At 64.5% G+C, this 16,823-nt stretch carries 16 protein-coding genes; 13 read left to right on the forward strand and 3 right to left on the reverse strand.

The features are described 5' to 3' along the window. Positions 1 to 42 precede the first annotated feature (42 nt). Complete coding sequence (rpsB, locus tag RV045_RS01720) at positions 43 to 792, reverse strand: 30S ribosomal protein S2 (protein ID WP_423234032.1); 750 nt, start codon at positions 790 to 792, stop codon at positions 43 to 45. A 303-nt stretch (positions 793 to 1,095) separates the two neighbouring features. Here rpsB and RV045_RS01725 point away from each other — a divergent pair, with 303 nt between their 5' ends. Further along, complete coding sequence (locus tag RV045_RS01725) at positions 1,096 to 2,427, forward strand: dicarboxylate/amino acid:cation symporter (RefSeq protein ID WP_423234033.1); 1,332 nt, start codon at positions 1,096 to 1,098, stop codon at positions 2,425 to 2,427. Here the strand turns inward: RV045_RS01725 and RV045_RS01730 are convergent. After that, entirely contained in the window at positions 2,418 to 2,912 is a 495-nt protein-coding gene (locus RV045_RS01730; RefSeq protein ID WP_423234034.1) for a hypothetical protein, read from the reverse strand. The two genes, RV045_RS01725 and RV045_RS01730, sit on opposite strands and share 10 nt — an antisense overlap. Between RV045_RS01730 and RV045_RS01735 the strand changes: the two genes are divergently transcribed. The 8 genes from RV045_RS01735 (at position 2,911) to RV045_RS01770 (ending at position 12,837) form a co-directional block, all read left to right on the forward strand. Beyond that, on the forward strand, positions 2,911 to 3,378 hold the full coding sequence (locus RV045_RS01735; RefSeq protein ID WP_423234035.1) for an Lrp/AsnC family transcriptional regulator: 468 nt from the start codon (positions 2,911 to 2,913) through the stop codon (positions 3,376 to 3,378). The two genes, RV045_RS01730 and RV045_RS01735, sit on opposite strands and share 2 nt — an antisense overlap. A 78-nt stretch (positions 3,379 to 3,456) precedes the next feature. Then, positions 3,457 to 4,458: a cysteine synthase A gene (gene cysK / locus RV045_RS01740; RefSeq protein WP_423234036.1), complete on the forward strand. Its 1,002-nt coding sequence runs from the start codon at positions 3,457 to 3,459 to the stop codon at positions 4,456 to 4,458. Between the two features lie 167 nt (positions 4,459 to 4,625). After that, positions 4,626 to 6,836 carry a 1,4-alpha-glucan branching protein GlgB gene (glgB, locus tag RV045_RS01745; protein WP_423234037.1) on the forward strand — a complete coding sequence of 737 codons (2,211 nt, stop codon included), beginning with the start codon at positions 4,626 to 4,628 and terminating at the stop codon, positions 6,834 to 6,836. Positions 6,837 to 6,856: 20 nt separating this feature from the next. Next, complete coding sequence (gene glgX, locus RV045_RS01750) at positions 6,857 to 9,010, forward strand: glycogen debranching protein GlgX (protein WP_423234038.1); 2,154 nt, start codon at positions 6,857 to 6,859, stop codon at positions 9,008 to 9,010. Further along, entirely contained in the window at positions 9,007 to 10,650 is a 1,644-nt protein-coding gene (locus RV045_RS01755; RefSeq protein WP_423234039.1) for an alpha-D-glucose phosphate-specific phosphoglucomutase, read from the forward strand. Before glgX ends, RV045_RS01755 begins: the two co-directional genes overlap by 4 nt. 66 nt (positions 10,651 to 10,716) lie before the next feature. Next, positions 10,717 to 12,018: a glucose-1-phosphate adenylyltransferase gene (glgC, locus tag RV045_RS01760; protein ID WP_423234040.1), complete on the forward strand. Its 1,302-nt coding sequence runs from the start codon at positions 10,717 to 10,719 to the stop codon at positions 12,016 to 12,018. 113 nt (positions 12,019 to 12,131) lie between these two features. Further along, the gene (locus RV045_RS01765) at positions 12,132 to 12,434 is read left to right on the forward strand and encodes a type II toxin-antitoxin system Phd/YefM family antitoxin (RefSeq protein WP_423234041.1); all 303 of its coding nucleotides are present in this window, start codon (positions 12,132 to 12,134) and stop codon (positions 12,432 to 12,434) included. Positions 12,435 to 12,471: 37 nt separating this feature from the next. Beyond that, complete coding sequence (locus RV045_RS01770) at positions 12,472 to 12,837, forward strand: type II toxin-antitoxin system RelE/ParE family toxin (RefSeq protein WP_423234120.1); 366 nt, start codon at positions 12,472 to 12,474, stop codon at positions 12,835 to 12,837. On the opposite strand, the gene RV045_RS01775 is transcribed toward RV045_RS01770, so the two are convergent. Next, complete coding sequence (locus tag RV045_RS01775) at positions 12,732 to 13,034, reverse strand: phage integrase N-terminal SAM-like domain-containing protein (protein ID WP_423234042.1); 303 nt, start codon at positions 13,032 to 13,034, stop codon at positions 12,732 to 12,734. The genes RV045_RS01770 and RV045_RS01775 overlap by 106 nt on opposite strands. Positions 13,035 to 13,165: 131 nt before the next feature. Here RV045_RS01775 and RV045_RS01780 point away from each other — a divergent pair, with 131 nt between their 5' ends. The 4 genes from RV045_RS01780 to RV045_RS01795 all read left to right on the forward strand — a co-directional run bounded on the left by RV045_RS01780 (position 13,166) and on the right by RV045_RS01795 (position 16,780). Continuing rightward, complete coding sequence (locus RV045_RS01780) at positions 13,166 to 14,533, forward strand: hypothetical protein (RefSeq protein ID WP_423234043.1); 1,368 nt, start codon at positions 13,166 to 13,168, stop codon at positions 14,531 to 14,533. Between the two features lie 349 nt (positions 14,534 to 14,882). Further along, positions 14,883 to 15,416 carry a DUF924 family protein gene (locus RV045_RS01785; protein WP_423234044.1) on the forward strand — a complete coding sequence of 178 codons (534 nt, stop codon included), beginning with the start codon at positions 14,883 to 14,885 and terminating at the stop codon, positions 15,414 to 15,416. Positions 15,417 to 15,482: 66 nt separating this feature from the next. After that, positions 15,483 to 15,935, forward strand: a complete 453-nt coding sequence (locus RV045_RS01790; protein ID WP_423234045.1) for a DIP1984 family protein — start codon at positions 15,483 to 15,485, stop codon at positions 15,933 to 15,935. Between the two features lie 218 nt (positions 15,936 to 16,153). Next, positions 16,154 to 16,780 (forward strand): LysE family translocator, encoded by a 627-nt coding sequence (locus RV045_RS01795; RefSeq protein ID WP_423234046.1) that lies wholly within the window; start codon positions 16,154 to 16,156, stop codon positions 16,778 to 16,780. Positions 16,781 to 16,823: the final 43 nt, after the last annotated feature.

The following is a 16,823-nucleotide window of genomic DNA, read 5'->3' on the forward strand; positions in this document are numbered from 1 at the left end:
AAGGGGCCACAAGCCCCTTCCTTGCTGGCCGGGTCAGGCGGTTCAGCTGGCGCTGACCTCGACGAACTCGTCGCCTTCAGCAGCTTCCTGCACGGCCTGGACGACTTCGTTCACGGCCTGGTTCTTGCCTTCCAGAACGGCTTCGGCGACCGCCATGGCGTACAGCGCCACGGCCTTGGCCGAGTCGTCGTTGCCGGGGATGACGTAGTCGATGCCGATGGGCGAGTGGTTGGTGTCCACCACGCCGATGACAGGAATGCCCAGCTTCTGCGCTTCGGCGATGGCGATCTTGTGATAGCCGACGTCGATGACGAAGATGGCGTCAGGCAGCACGTTCATGTCTTGGATGCCGCCGATGTCTTTTTCCAGCTTGGTCAGCTCGCGCTGGAACAGCAGGGCTTCCTTCTTGATCATCTGCTCGGTACCGGCCTCGACGACGGCCTGCATGTCCTTGAGCTTTTTCAGCGAGCCCTTGACCGTCTTGAAGTTGGTCAGCATGCCGCCCAGCCAGCGCTGTTCGACGAAAGGCATCCCGCAGCGGGCGGCCTGAGCGGCCACCACGTCACGCGCCTGGCGCTTGGTGCCGACCATCAGGATGGTGCCGCGACGGGCTGCCACCTGGCGCACGAACTTGAGCGCCGCCTCGAACATCGGGGCGGTTTTTTCCAGGTTGATGATGTGAATCTTGTTGCGATGGCCGTAGATGTAAGGGGCCATCTTGGGGTTCCAGAAGCGCGTCTGGTGTCCAAAATGAACACCGGCTTCCAGCATGTCACGCATACTGACGGGCATAAGCCACTCCGAATTGTCTAAAGGTTGGGTCTTAAGTCCGGCTGTCACCCCTGCACTGCAGGAGCACCTTTGGGTGCCGGAACTTGCGATTTGTTCTGCCGCTATCCGGCAAAACCCGCGCATTCTAGCACGGGTGGCGGGGCCTGGCATCATCCCTGGTTCTGCCCTCGGCCACGGGGGTGCGCACTCCGGGCTGGGGCATACTCGACCCGTGACAGCGCGAACAGTGGCCATTTCCAGCCGCTTTTCAGCGTCTGGACGCGCAACCTTTTCTGTTTCAGCCCCCAAGGAACTCCCGTGGTCATGATTCCCACTGCCCCCAGCGAGCCACAGGCCCGTCCCCGCTTCTACCAGATCCTTTATGTGCAGGTGCTCATCGCCATCGCGCTGGGCATCGCCCTGGGCCATTGGTTTCCCAGTTACGGCGAGGCGCTCAAGCCGCTGGGCGACGCCTTCATCAAGCTGGTGAAGATGATCATCGCGCCGGTGATTTTTCTGACCGTCGTCACCGGCATCGCCGGGATGCGCGACATGCGCCAGACCGGTCGCGTCATCGGCAAAGCGATGATTTACTTTCTGACCTTCTCGACGCTGGCGCTCATCGTCGGCCTGATCATCAGCAACATCGTCCAGCCCGGCAGCGGCCTGAACATCGACCCGGCCACGCTCGATTCCAGCAAGGTCGCCGATTACGTCACCAAGGCGCACGACAGCACGGTGACGGGCTTTCTGATGAACATCATCCCGGCCACGCTGGTCAGCCCGCTGGTCAGCGGCGACATCCTGCAGGTGCTGTTCGTGGCCGTGCTGTTTGGTCTGGCGCTGGCCAGCATCGGCGAGATCGGCGTGCCGGTGCTGAACTTCTTCCACCAGCTCACCACGCCGGTCTTCAAGCTGGTGGCGATGCTGATGAAGTTCGCGCCCATCGGGGCGTTTGGCGCCATGGCCTTCACCATCGGCAAGTACGGCGTGGGCTCGGTGACCAACCTGCTCTTTCTGATCCTGACTTTCTACGCCACCTCGCTGATTTTTGTGCTGGTGATCCTGGGCGCCGTGGCGCGCTACAACGGTTTCTCCATCCTGAAGCTGATCCGCTACATCCGTGAAGAGCTGCTACTGGTGCTGGGCACCAGTTCGTCCGAAGCCGCCCTGCCCACCCTGATGCAGAAGCTGCAGCGTGCGGGCTGCGCGCGTTCGGTGGTCGGCCTGGTGGTGCCCACAGGCTATTCCTTCAACCTGGACGGCACCAACATCTACATGACGATGGCGGCGCTGTTCATCGCGCAGGCCTGCAACATCCACCTGACGCTGGAGCACCAGATCGTGCTGCTGCTGGTCGCCATGCTGAGCTCGAAAGGCGCTGCGGGCGTGACAGGGGCGGGCTTCATCACCCTGGCCGCCACGCTGTCGGTGGTGCCCGGCCTGCCGGTGGAAGGCATGGCGCTGATCCTGGGCATCGACCGTTTCATGTCCGAATGCCGCGCACTGACCAACCTGACCGGCAACGCCGTGGCCGGCATTGTCGTGGCACGCTGGGAAGGCGCGCTGGACAAGGACAAGCTGCACGCCGCCCTGAATGGCGAGCTGGAAGCCGAAGACCTGTCCGACACCGCACCGCAGGCCGCTCACGCCTGAGCGTTTTCGGTCACTGGGCCAGCACCGCAAACGCGGCCCATTGCTGCATCAGCCCGGCCTTCCGGGCCAGCACGGGCCAGAGCGCATCCAGCGCCCGCGCCCAGCGGCCCGATAGCGTGATCTTGCGCGGCGCCTGGCCGTTTTTCGACCAGATCACAGGCCAGCACCGCGTCGGCCTGCTGGGTGTTGATGCGCACCTGCTTGAGCGCGCTGGGGCCTTTGCCGTACCACATCCCGAACCCGCCCGGCACCGCGCGCTCGGGATCGGATTCGACGCGCTGCGGGCCCACAGACTGTCTTTCAGGCGGTAATCGGTGCGGACAATGGCGCTCATGGCGCCTCCTGCGGGCGCTGTTGTGGCTGTTGTTCTGTCGCGCCAGAGTAAGGATCAGCCCCCGGATCAGCTTCCTTCTTTTCCCCCCGGAAAACCCTTGGTCGTGAAATAATTTTTGCCACTTCATCGATTTCGGAGAGAAATCTGCCATGAGCTCGCTGGACCGCGCCAGCCTGCAGCTGCTGCAGGCGCTGCAGGACGATGCCCGCCAGACCGTGCAGGAGCTGGCCCGGCAGGTCGGGCTGTCCAGCACGCCCTGCTGGAAGCGCATCAAGGACATGGAAGCCGGCGGCGTCATCCGAGGCTACACCGTGGTCGTGGACCGCGAAAAAGTGGGGCTGGGCCTGCAGGTGATGGTCGAGGTCAACCTGGACCGCCGCAGCGCCAGTCTGGTCCAGGAGTTCGAGGATCAGGTGCGCGCCTGCCCGTCCATCGTCCACTGCCTGAGCACCACCGGCCAGGCCGATTTCGTCCTGACCGTGCTCACCCAGGACATCAAAAGCTACGAGCGCCTGCTGCAGTCGGTGCTGGTGCGCCTGCCGGGCGTGACGCACCTGCGCTCCAGCATCGTGCTGCGCGAGGTCAAGCCGCTGTCGCACCTGCCTTTGCAGTTCTGAGGTCTGCCGCTGCCATTCTGAAGCCGCCGGGCGATGCGCTAGCATGGGGTTTTGATGACCCTTGCGCAGGAGCCGCTCATGACCCAGACGCTATCCCCCGGCATTTTTGACGACAACGCCCTGACCATAGGCCGCACCCCGCTGGTGCGCCTGAACCGCGTGACCGACGGCGCCCAGGCCACCGTTCTCGCGAAAATCGAAGGCCGCAACCCCGCCGGATCGGTCAAATGCCGCGTCGGCGCCGCGCTGATCTGGGACGCCGAAAAGCGCGGCCTGGTCGGGGCCAGCGCACCGGGCCGCGAACTTGTCGAGCCCACCAGCGGCAACACCGGCATTGGCCTGGCCTTTGTCGCCGCTGCGCGCGGCATCCCGCTGACGCTCACCATGCCCGACAGCATGAGCATCGAGCGGCGCAAGCTGCTGCTGGCCTACGGCGCAAAACTGGTCCTGACCGAAGGCGCCAGAGGCATGAAGGGCGCCATCGCCAAAGCCGAAGAAATTGTGGCCAGCGACCCGGCCCGCTACGTGCTGCTGCAGCAGTTCGACAACCCCGCCAACCCGGCCATCCACGAAGCCACGACCGGCCCGGAAATCTGGCAGGACACGGGCGGCGCCATCGACATCTTCGTCAGCGGCGTGGGCACGGGCGGCACGCTCAGCGGCGTGTCACGCTACATCAAACAGACCTGCGGCAAGGCCATCACCACCGTGGCGGTCGAACCCACGCACAGCCCCGTCATCACCCAGACGCGCGCGGGCGAGCCCGTGCAGCCCGGCCCGCACAAAATCCAGGGCATCGGTGCGGGCTTCGTGCCCAAAAACCTGGATCTGGCGATGGTCGATGCCGTCGAGCAGGTCAGCAGCGACGAAGCCATCGCCATGGCCCGCCGCTTGGCCCGCGAAGAAGGCCTGCTGGTCGGCATCTCCTGCGGCGCCGCTGCGGCAGCGGCCGTGCGCCTGGCGCAGAAACCGGAGAACGCGGGCAAGACCCTGGTCGTCGTGCTGCCCGATTCCGGCGAGCGCTATCTCAGCTCGGCGCTGTTCGAGGGCGTGTTTGATGCGCAGGGGATGGCGGGCTGATCAGCGGGTCAGCCAGCACGACAGCGCGCGCGTCTCTGGCGCAATAAGGCATTTCCCCCCGGGAAACCCCCTTGCGGGTTTAGCCTGGGGTGCCCGGCTGCGAGGCGGATGCGGTGGGTGATGGCGCTATCATCCTTGGCGATACAGGCCACGACGCAAGGACCGCCATGCTGAACAACGACGAACTCCGCGCCCTCCAGCAGGGCAGCCACGCTGACCCGTTCTCGGTGCTGGGCCTGCACGAGAAGGACGGCCAGCTCTGGGTGCACGCCATGCTGCCCGGCGCCATCGCCGTCGATGTGCTCGACCGCGCGGGCGGCAAAAAAGTCGCCAGCCTGGAGCGACTGGGCCCAACCGACATTTTTGGCGGCACCATGGGCCGGCGCAAAAAGCGCTTTGACCACCTGCTGCGCGTCACCTGGGGCGTGCACCAGCCGGGAGAGGCACCCGTCACCACGATCATCGAAGATGCCTACCGCTTCGGCGAGGTGCTGGGCCCCATGGACATCTGGCTGCTGGGTGAAGGCTCGCACCTGCGCCCCTTCGAGGTGCTGGGTGCGCACCCGCGCGTCTATGGCGATGTGGCCGGAACCACCTTCGCCGTCTGGGCGCCCAACGCCCGGCGCGTGTCGGTCATCGGGCCCTTCAACGGCTGGGACGGCCGCCGCCACCCCATGCGCCTGCGCCGCGAGTGCGGGGTGTGGGAAATATTCGTGCCGCACGTTCAGGCAGGCGATCTGTACAAGTACGAGATCATCTCGGCGCAGGGCGAGCGCCTGCTCAAGACCGACCCTTACGCCTTCCGCGCCGAACTGCGCCCCGACACTGCCAGCATCGTCCACCCCCTGCCCGAGCGCCGCCCCATGTCGCCCGAGCGCCAGCGCGCCAACGCGCTGGATCAGCCGCTGTCCATTTACGAGGTCCACCTGGGCTCGTGGCGCAAGAACGAGGGCTGGCGCTGGATGTCCTACCGCGAGCTGGCCGACAGCCTGGTGCCTTACGTTGCCGGGCTGGGCTTCACGCACCTGGAGCTGCTGCCGGTGTCGGAGCACCCTTTTGATGGCTCCTGGGGCTATCAGCCCGTGGGCCTGTTTGCGCCGACCTCGCGCTTTGGCACGCCGGAGGATTTCCGCTACTTCGTCGACAAGGCGCACGAAGCCGGGCTGGGCGTGATCCTGGACTGGGTGCCCGCGCACTTCCCGTCCGACGCGCACGGCCTGGCCCGTTTTGACGGCACCCACCTGTACGAGTACGCCGACCCCAAGGAAGGCTTCCACCAGGACTGGAACACGCTGATCTACAACTTCGACCGCATCGAAGTGCGCAACTACCTGGTCAGCAACGCGCTGTACTGGCTGGAGCGCTACGGCATCGACGGCCTGCGAGTGGACGCGGTCGCGTCCATGCTCTACCGCGACTACAGCCGCAGCGAAGGTCAGTGGTTGCCCAACCGCTATGGCGGCCGCGAGAACCTGGAGGCCATGGCCTTCCTGCGCCGCATGAACCACGTCGTCGGCACCGAGCGCCCCGGCGCCATCACCCTGGCCGAGGAATCGACCGCCTTCCCCGGCGTCAGCCGCCCGCCTTCCGACGATCTGAACAGCGGCGGCCTGGGCTTCCACTACAAGTGGAATATGGGGTGGATGCACGACACGCTGAACTACATGGGCAACGAGCCCGTGCACCGCTCCTGGCACCACAACCAGCTCACTTTCGGGCTGATGTACGCCTTCACCGAAAACTTCGTGCTGCCGCTGTCGCACGACGAGGTCGTCCACGGCAAGGGCTCGCTGCTGGCGCGCATGCCCGGCGACGACTGGCAGCGCTTCGCCAACCTGCGCCTGCTGTACAGCTTCATGTGGGCGTATCCGGGCAAGAAACTGCTCTTCATGGGCAGCGAGTTCGGTCAGGGCAGCGAATGGGCCGCGCAGGGCGAACTGCCCTGGCACCTGCTGGAGCAGCCCGTCAACAAGGGCGTGCACGACCTGGTGCGCGATCTCAACCACGCTTACCGCAGCGAACGCGCCCTGCACGAGCTGGACATCGAAGGCCAGGGCTTCGCCTGGATCGCCCACGACGATGCGGGCCAGTCGGTGATCGCCTTCCAGCGCCTGGACCGCGACGGCCACGCCATCGTGGCGGTGTGCAACTTCACGCCCGTGGTGCGCCACGATTACCGCATCGGTGTGCCGCAGGGCGGCCACTGGCAGGAGATCGTCAACAGCGACGACAGCCGCTACGGTGGCAGCGGCGTGCACTGCGGCCCGGGCAACGCGCCGGGCGTGGACAGCGATGGCGCGCCTGCGCACGGCATGGCGCAGTCGGTCAGCCTGACCCTGCCGCCACTGGCCTGCGTGCTGCTGCGCCGCGTGGCCTGAAACCCTTGAAAACGCCGCTGATGACTGATATCTCGCCCCGCCAACTGCTCCCCGGACAGCCCCACCCGCTGGGTGCCTGTCTGGCGGCGGATGGCGTCAACTTCGCGGTGATCGCCCCTTCGGCGACCCGCGTGGAGCTGTGCCTGTTTGATGCCCAGGGCCACGAAACCCGCCACGATCTGCCCGTGTGCACGGCGGGCGTCTGGCACGGCTTTGTGCCTGCGGCCCAGGGCGGCGTGGCGGGCGCGGTCTACGGCTTTCGCGCCCACGGCCGCTGGGCCCCGCGCGAGGGCCTGCGCTACAACGCGGCCAAACTGCTGCTGGACCCCTGCGCCATGGAGGTCGTCGGCCAGTACGACGGCAGCGACATCCACGGCGGACATGTCCCGAACGGCACGCCAGCGCCCGACCAGAAACCCGATGGCCGCGACAACGCCGCCACGGCGCTCAAGGCCCGCGTGGTCGCGCCGCTGCCCGAGGTGCCGCAGGGCGCGCGCCCGCGCATTGCGCCGCACGAACGCGTGATTTACGAGGCCCACGTCAAGGCCCTGACCGCCCTGCACCCCGACGTGCCGCCCGCCCAGCGCGGACGCTACGCCGCGCTGGGCCACCCTGCCGTCATGGCGCACCTGAAGCGCTTGGGCGTGACCACCGTCAGCCTCATGCCCGTGGCCTGCCGCGCCGACGAGCCGCGCCTGCTGGCCATGGGCCTCGTCAACCACTGGAGCTACAACCCGGTGGCCTTCAGCGCCCCGGAGCCGCGCTACGCCAGCACGCCGCAGGCCGCCCGCCAGGAGCTGCGGGCCGCCATCGATGCGCTGCACGCGGCGGGCTTCGAGGTGATTCTGGACGTGGTCTACAACCACACGGCCGAAAGCGACGAGTTCGGCCCCACCTTTCACCTGCGCGGACTGGACAACGCGCTCTTTTACCCCCTGCGAGCCGGCGACCGGGCGCGCTACGAGAACTGGACCGGCTGCGGCCACGGCCTGAACCTGAGCCAGCCGCTGGTGCAGCGCCTGGTTATGGACAGCCTGCGCCTGTGGGTGACGCAGTACGGCGTGGATGGTTTCCGCTTTGATCTGGCGCCGGTGCTGGCACGCGGTGCCATGGACGGCGCGCATGGCCTGATGCAGGGCGCGCCGGGCGAGTTCTCGGGCCACGCGCCGCTGCTGGCCGCCATCGCGCAGGACCCGCAGCTGCAGGGCGCCCTGATGATCGCCGAGCCCTGGGACATCGGCCCCGGCGGCTACCAGCTGGGCGCCTTCCCCAGCGGCTGGCTGGAATGGAACGACCGCTTCCGCGACGTGATGCGCGCCTTCTGGCTGCACGGCGCCACCAGCGCCGGACTGTGGGCCTGCCGCCTGGCGGGCTCCAGCGACGTGTTTGGCGCACGCAGCGCCAGCAGCAGCGTCAACTTCATCACCGCGCACGACGGCTTCACCCTGCGCGATCTGGTCAGCTACAGCCAGCGCCACAACGAGGCCAACGGCGAGCACAACCGCGACGGCCACGGTGACAACCTCAGCGTGAACAACGGCACCGAAGGCCCCAGCGACGATCCGGCCGTGAACGCCGCCCGCGCCCGCCAGCAGCGCGTGCTGCTGGCCACGCTGCTGCTGGGCCTGGGCACGCCCATGCTACTGTCGGGCGACGAAATTGGCCACAGCCAGCGCGGCAACAACAACGCCTACTGCCAGGACAACGCCACCACCTGGCTGGACTGGGCCCACGCCGACACCGGACTGCTGGAGCACATCGCCGCGCTGCTGGCCCTGCGCCGCCGCCTGCCCGCCCTGCACAGCCCACGCTGGTGGCTGGCCGCCGACGCCGCCCTGCCCGCCCCGCATGAAGCGGCTGGCGCCGTCATCGCCCGCTGGCTGCGCCCGGACGGCCAGCCGCTGCAGGGCGACGCCTGGGACAGCGCCCGCGCCCTGATGCTGCACCTGCTGCCGCTGGACGGCTCGCCGCAGGTGCTGCTGGCCCTCAATGCGGGCGATCAGGCTGTGGAGCTGGCCCGGCCCGATGGCGTCACCTGGACCGAGCCACTGGCGCTGGCCCAGAACGCCAGCGAAAGTCATCTCCCCCCGCAGTCGCTGCGCCTTTTCGTGTCGTCACCTGATTCGATCTCCCCGCCGCTTTCCCAACCCGCAACGCCCCCGGACCGCGCATGAGCCTCATCCACACCCCCAGCCCCCGTTTTGACGGCCAGAAACCCGGCACCTCGGGACTGCGCAAAAAAGTCAGCGTCTTCCAGCAGACTGGCTATCTGGAACAGTTTGTCCAGGCGCTGTTCGACGTGCTGCACGGCCCGGACGGCTCCGCCAGCGGCCAGACCCTGGTCGTCGGTGGCGACGGCCGCTTCCACAACCGCGTGGCCATCCAGTCCATCCTGAAAATGGCGGCGGCGCGCGGTTACGCCCGCGTGCTGGTCGGCCAGGGCGGCATCCTGTCCACGCCCGCGGCCAGCGCGGTGATCCGCACCCAGCAGGCCAGCGGCGGCATCATCCTGTCAGCCAGCCACAACCCGGGCGGCCCCGATGGCGATTTCGGCATCAAGTACAACGGCGCCAACGGCGGCCCCGCCCCCGAGAAAATCACCGAGGCCATCGCCGCGCGCAGCGGCCAGCTTGAGCGCATCACCACCTGCGACGGCGCCGACATCCCGCTGGATGCCCTGGGCACGCACACGCTGGAAGGCTGCAGCATCGAGGTCATCGATCCGCTGCGCGACTACATCGCGGTGATGCGCGGCCTGTTTGATTTTGACGCCATCCGCGCCCTCTTCGCCCGGGGATTCCGTCTGCGCTTTGACGCCATGAACGCCGTGGGTGGCCCCTACGCCCAGGCCCTGATCGAGGGCGAGCTGGGCGCCCCGGCCGGCACCGTGGTCAACGCCGTGCCGCTGGAGGATTTCGGCGGCCTGCACCCCGATCCCAACCCGGTCAACGCCGAAGACCTGATCGCGCACATGATGGCCGCCGACGCCCCGGACATGGGGGCCGCCAGCGACGGCGACGCCGACCGCAACATGATCGTCGGGCGCGGCTTCCCGGTCTCGCCCTCGGATTCGCTGGCCGTCATGACCGCCCACGCGACCCGCCTGCCGGGCTACGCGGCGGGCCTTTCGGGCGTGGCGCGCTCCATGCCCACGTCCACCGCCAGCGACCGCGTGGCCGCGCGCCTGGGCATTCCCGCCTACGAAACGCCCACGGGCTGGAAGTTTTTCGGCAACCTGCTGGACGCCGGGCGCATCACCCTGTGCGGCGAGGAAAGCTATGGCACGGGCTCCAGCCACGTGCGCGAAAAGGACGGCGTCTGGGCGGTGCTGTTCTGGCTGAACCTGATCGCTGTCACCGGCCAGACGGTCGAAGGCCTGGTGCGCGGCGTGTGGGCGCAGGACGGCCGCTGTTTTTACTCGCGTCACGATTACGAGGCCATTCCGCTGGAAGCCGGCAACGCCCTGATGGCCTCGCTGCGCGGGCGCCTGCCGACGCTGGCCGGGCAGACGCTGGCCGGACAGACCATCGCCACCGCCGACGATTTCGCCTACACCGACCCGGTGGACGGCAGCACCAGCCGCGCGCAGGGCGTGCGCCTGATTTTGCAGGACGGCTCGCGCGCCGTGCTGCGCCTGTCGGGTACAGGCACCGAAGGCGCGACGCTGCGGCTCTACCTCGAGCGCCACGAGGCCAACCCGGCGCTGCACGACACGCCGGTGCAGGAAGCGCTGGCCCCGCTGGTGCAGCTGGCGCAGGCCGTCGCCGACATCGCCGGACACACCGGCATGGACGCGCCCAGCGTGATGACCTGATCCGCCCTCTTCCATCCCATTTTCTCTTTCAGATCAACAACATCCCCAGGAACCCAAGGAGACGACATGAACACCCCTGACGCCGCCCACATCGCCGCCGACCGCGCCATGCAGCCCCACATGCTGGTGCGCCGCACCATCGCCCTGGTGCTGGCGGGCGGGCGCGGTTCGCGCCTGAAACAGCTCACCGACACGCGCGCCAAACCGGCCGTGTACTTCGGCGGCAAGTTCCGCATCATCGATTTCGCGCTGTCCAACTGCGTCAACTCCGGCATCCGCCGCATGGGCGTGATCACGCAGTACAAATCGCACTCGCTGCTGCGCCACCTGCAGCGCGGCTGGAGCTTTCTGCGCGCCGAACTCAACGAAATGGTTGATCTGCTGCCCGCACAGCAGCGCGTGGACGAGGAATCCTGGTACCGCGGCACCGCCGACGCCATCTACCAGAACATCGACATCATCGAATCCAGCAAGCCCGATTACATCGTTGTGCTGGCGGGCGACCACATCTACAAGATGGATTATTCGCTGATGCTGCAGGACCACGTCATGCACGGCGCGGGCTGCACCGTGGGCTGCATCGAGGTGCCGCGCCAGGAGGCCACCGCCTTTGGCGTGATGGCCGTGGACGAGCAGCGCAACGTCACCGCCTTCGTCGAAAAGCCCGCCGACCCGCCGCCCATGCCCGGCAACGACGCCGTCTCGCTGGCCAGCATGGGCATTTACGTGTTCAACGCCGACTACCTCTACCAGCTCCTGAAGGAAGACCTGGCCGACCCCAGCTCCAGCCACGACTTCGGCAAGGACGTGATCCCCCGCGTGGTGCGCGAAGGCCGCGCCTTGGCCCACCCCTTCTCCATGTCCTGCGTGTCATCCACCCCCGGCGCCGTGCCCTACTGGCGCGACGTCGGCACCATCGACGCCTTCTGGGAAGCCAACCTGGACCTGGCCTCGGTCACGCCCGAACTGGACATCTACGACACCCAGTGGCCCATCTGGACCAGCCAGCGCCAGCTGCCGTCGGCCAAATTCGTGCAGGACGCCTACGGCAAGCACGGCCTGGCGATCAACACCATGGTTTCAGGCGGCTGCATCGTATCGGGCTCGACGGTCAGCAACTCGGTGCTGTTCTCCAGTGTGCGCATCCACTCCTTCTGCCAGGTCGACCAGACCGTCCTGCTGCCCGACGTCATCGTCAACCGCAGCTGCCGCCTGCGCAAGGTCGTCGTTGACCGCGGCTGCGAACTGCCCGAGGGCCTGGTGATCGGCGAAGACGCCGAACTCGACGCCCAGCGCTTCGAACGCACCGCCAACGGCGTGGTGCTGGTGACCAAGCCAATGCTGGAAAAGCTGGCGAAGGTCGCCTGATCGGATAGAGGTGAGCGTTCACAGCCTGGGAAGGCTGAGGGCGCCACCCACCGCTGGGATGTTGGGCGATATGATGTGCAGAATCATGTACATCCAGCCACCAGGAGCCCCCCATGGCAATTACTGCAGGCGACGTGATTTCCCTGTCGCAAGCCCGGGCGACGCTGTCTGAACTGGCCGACCAGGTAAAAGCAGGGGCCGAAAAAATCATCACCAAGAACGGTGAGAGCTACGTCGCGCTCATCGACTCACAGCGGCTGGACTATTACCACCAGCTTGAGCGCGAACGCATCCACCTGCTCCTGATCGATGAAGCCAGTCGCGGCCTGGCCGACGTAGCGGCGGGCCAGGTCAAAGACGCCCGAACTGCTTTGGCGGAAATCAAGCTCAGGCGCTCAGCAAACACTGCAGGATGAGGCAGGCTGCAGCGTTAGCGCACCCGTCAGCGTCCAGATCACCAGCAACTTCGAGCGCAACCTGATGGAACTCGACATATTCCTCGCGCAGGCCCAAGCGTGCCAAGCCTTTGATGCCTTGCTGGACGAACAGACCCATACCGTGATACCGAACCTGGAGCTATTTCCAGCCATGGGGCGCCTGTTCCTTGCGCATCAGCCCCGATCCGTGGAAGTCGCCAACGGCATTACACGTCTTAAAACCCAACTGAGCTCGATCACCCCAGCAGGCGAATTGCGCGAGTATGTAATGACACACTATCTGGTGCTGTATGCGCAGGGGAAAGACACGGTCTTCCTGCTGTCGATCCGGCACCAGAAACAGCTTTCATTTGATTTTAAGGCCCTTTGGGCGGGAAGCTGACACGCCAGCCAAGTCAGAATGCAAGGAAAATTTATTGCTGCGACCTGCTCCAGATGGGCTTTATTGTGGAATAGAATAAATCTGATCGCCCACTGAACGTACTTCTTTTCGGTCCGCAGGCTGTAGTGCATAACCCGCAGCTTGCCGCGAAGCTGATCCAGCAGCTTGGGACGTTGTGGTTCTGCGGCTGGTGTCATATCGCCTCCTGTCCCTGAAAAAACAACAAGTTACAAGCGATTTCATTTTTTATCCACCATCCTTGTACAGTTATACCCCTGACAGGGGGTATAAAAACAAGTTAGGCCTCTCAAACCTACACCGGTTGAACATGCAGCCACTTCCAGAAGATCCCGACATCGAGTTCGACTATCAGCTTGACCCGAACAAGCCACTTGTACTGCTCCTGGGTTGGGTAGACCACGAGGGAGTGATCAGTTCGCTGAAAACATCGGGGCGCCAGTACAAGAAGAAGATATTGAACTCATACCCAGACAACTGGGCTGCCACAGCAGATCTCTTTGATCAGTTCAAGATCTCTTCTGTCATTGGCAAGTTTCCGGCGAACGTCATGAAACTGATTGTCGACGAATCCTACCGTCAGGTACGGGAGCGCCTATTCGGTGCTATTGGGTCAGTCCCCAATCAGATTTATCTATTTGAGGACATCCTTGCCGGCGAGCAATCAGACAAGTTCCGCGAGGAATACAGGCCCTACCCTGAGCGGGCGATCCTAGAGGAAGCACTCGCATTTCTAAAGCAGCACAACATCGAGGTGATTCCGTACGCCCGGAAGGCCGAGGTCACCGTCCTAGCTGACGCTTTTCTAGACGAGACCGACAAGAACCTTATTTTTCGACTATATGTTCCAATCGGTCGCCTTTGGTCCGGCGAGGCTGATCGCTTTCTTCAGCTATTCCAGGACTACCTTGTCAAGGTCGAGCACCTCCAGGTCCGACTTGATCAAAAGAGAACCGAGCATGGGGTCATCTACGAGTTCCACGGCCAGCCTCCAGAAGGGCAACATAGTCTTGGCCCCGAGTTCCAAGAGTTTTCGAAGTTGATGGCGCTTTTCCAGACCGACACTGAGGCCGCCTCAGTGCTTATCGCGTCTAAGGGAGGAAATCCGCAGGACGTTCTTAAGGTCGTATCCCGATACGCCAAGGAGGCACGGCGATTACAACTGGATATCAAGCACGAAGCCGAAGCCAAGGCCGTCTCGATCAGACACCGACTGGAGTCGGAGTTGATGGACGCCGGTCTGTCTACCGAAGAGTGGGCTCAATTGCCTGCACTTGTATCTAAAGCAGTGCCGCAGATCACTGGCCAGGTCGGAGGAGACGCGCTCCTTCTGGGTCGGCCCAGCCAAGGCACAGGTGGTCCAACTCACGTAACGTACAACTTCCGACCGCAGTTCATAGGCACTGTGAACGGCGTCATTGCCGAAGAGATCAATGGCAATCAGCATTTTGATCCTGAACACCATCAGTTGCTCGAACTTGTCGGGCAACATGGCGGCACAGAAGCAAAGAAGCTGGAGACCGCCGTCTACGAAATCGCTGATAAAGGAGTTGACAAGGTCGATCGGCTAAAGGCGAAACAGAAGCTGACTGCCTTTCTAATTGAAATCGGCAGGAAAACTGGTGACCTCGCTTTTGGAGTCCTTCAGACCTATATCGAGAAGCAACTTGGCCTGTAGCCGCCTTAGCAAGGAGAGGCCTCTCAAGAAACACCCTCCAACTGACTGATTTTCATAGTGATTTCATGCAGCGCTTTCCGAGGGCACGAGCTGCATGCCCATCGCACTGGCCTTCTGGGCGGGGTTATTCAGGTCTTGCTGGCGATAGCGCTCTTCGAAGTACTTCCTGTCCCAGCTTGGTGTATTCCGTCAATCAGTAAGCACGACACAACTCAGTCTGGCTAGCTTGTAGGGAGCAAGATGCACCGTCTTTGCGCCACACGAATCCTTCCGTCGCGCCACTGCTGTAATTGCTGCACGTCCTGGATCTGCTTACAGCAGTCCGAATCGTCAAATACCAAACCACCCCATGCACACCATCCTCAATTTCTGGTTCGAAGAACTCTCCCCGGCCCAGTGGTGGCGGGTTGATCCTGACCTGGACAAGACAATTTCTGACCGATTCGGCGAAACTCACCGCGCCGCTCACGCGGGTGAACTGTTTGAGTGGCGTGTATCACCCGAAGGACGCCTGGCCGAAATCATTGTTCTGGATCAGTTCTCACGCAATATCCACCGGGGCACGCCGCTGGCCTTTGCCTGCGATCCGATGGCACTGGCGCTTGCTCAGGAAGCCGTCCGTACTGGCGCAGATCAAACCCTGCCCGCCCAGCACAGGGCCTTTCTGTACATGCCCTACATGCACAGCGAATCAGCGGTGATTCACCGTCTGGCGGAACCCCTGTTTCGCACGATGGCGCCTGAGGCCAACCACCAGGCGGAACTGAAGCACAAGGCCATCATTGACCGGTTCGGGCGCTACCCACATCGCAATGCCATACTCGGGCGCACATCAACCCCGGAAGAGCTTGATTTTCTGCAGCAGCCGGGCTCCAGTTTTTGATTCGGATCGCCACTAAGCGAGAAATAGCCTGTGAATCCCGGGCACCACATCGCATAGAATATTTCCATGAAACTCGCTCAAGCCCTTCTCCTGCGCGCTGATGTGCAGAAAAAAATTGCCTCGCTGCGCGAGCGCATCGCCCGCAACGTCATGGTGCAGGACGGCGACACGCCGCACGAGGACCCTGCGGCGCTGCTGCTTGAGGCTGGAGCCACTCTCGAAGAACTCCAGAAACTGGTGGTGGCGATCAACACCGCCAACCTCAGCCATACCCTGCCCGATGGCCGCAGCCTGACCGAGGCCATGGCGGCGCGCGATGCGCTGGTGCAGCGGCACGCGCTGTACCAGTCTGCCATCGACGCGACGCAGCGAGAGCCTGACCGCTACAGCGCCCGCGAAATCAAATGGACGACGGCGATTGATATTGCCAGCATCCAGAAACAGTCCGAAGACCTGGCCCGCCAGATTAGGGAGCTGAACGGGTTGATTCAGGAAACCAACTGGAAGGTCGATCTGTAACTGAAACAGTTTCGGGGCGCCGGGCGAGCGTGAGACCCCGGCACGGGGCCAGGGGGTTGAAAACATTCTGGGCCCGCTGCGCGCGCTGTGGGCAGCGCACCAAATGACACATCAGCCCAGCACCATTCACTCGTCAACGAGCACAGTGCATATTTCACTACCCCACGCTGACGGCGCCCCACCTCATCCGTCGATTCATTGTCCCGAGGAGCCCTGCCATGATTGAAGTCTCCTGGTGGCTGTTTATGGCCACATCGCTTCTGGTGATCGCCACGCCCGGTCAGGACATGGTGCTGGTCATGTCGCGGTCCATCGCGCAGGGGACGGCGGCGGGGATTGTCACGGCGGCCGGCGTCAGCGTGGGCCTGATCGGGCATACCGTGCTGGCCACGCTGGGGCTGGGCGCCCTGCTTCGGGCCTCGGAATGGCTGTTTCTGGTGCTGAAACTGGTCGGCGCAGCCTACCTGGTTTACATGGGCGTACAGCTGCTGCGCACGCGCCAGTCAGAGCTGGCCATCACCGCCGGGGCGCCCAAGTCCCTGCTGCGGCTGTTTGTCGATGGCGCGCTGTCGAATCTGAGCAACCCGAAAATTGCGGTCTTTTATTTCGCCTTCCTGCCGCAGTTCGTGCTGCCCGGCGCCACGCACCCGACGCTGTCGGTGTTCGCGCTGGGTCTGGTCTTTGCGACGCTGACTTTCCTGGTCAAAGGCCCCATCGGACTGGCCTCGGGCATTCTGTCCAAGTGGCTGCGCAGCCATCCGCGCTTTCTGCTCTGGATCTTTCGCACCAGCGGGGCCGTTCTGCTGGTTCTGGGGCTCAAGCTGGCGCTGGAACGGCGCCCCTGACACCGGGCAGTGCTAAGCTCAGCCCCTTGTGCACCAGCAAGGA

It is taken from the genome of Amphibiibacter pelophylacis (assembly GCF_037688875.1).
Classification (GTDB): Bacteria; Pseudomonadota; Gammaproteobacteria; order Burkholderiales; family Burkholderiaceae_C; genus Amphibiibacter; species Amphibiibacter pelophylacis.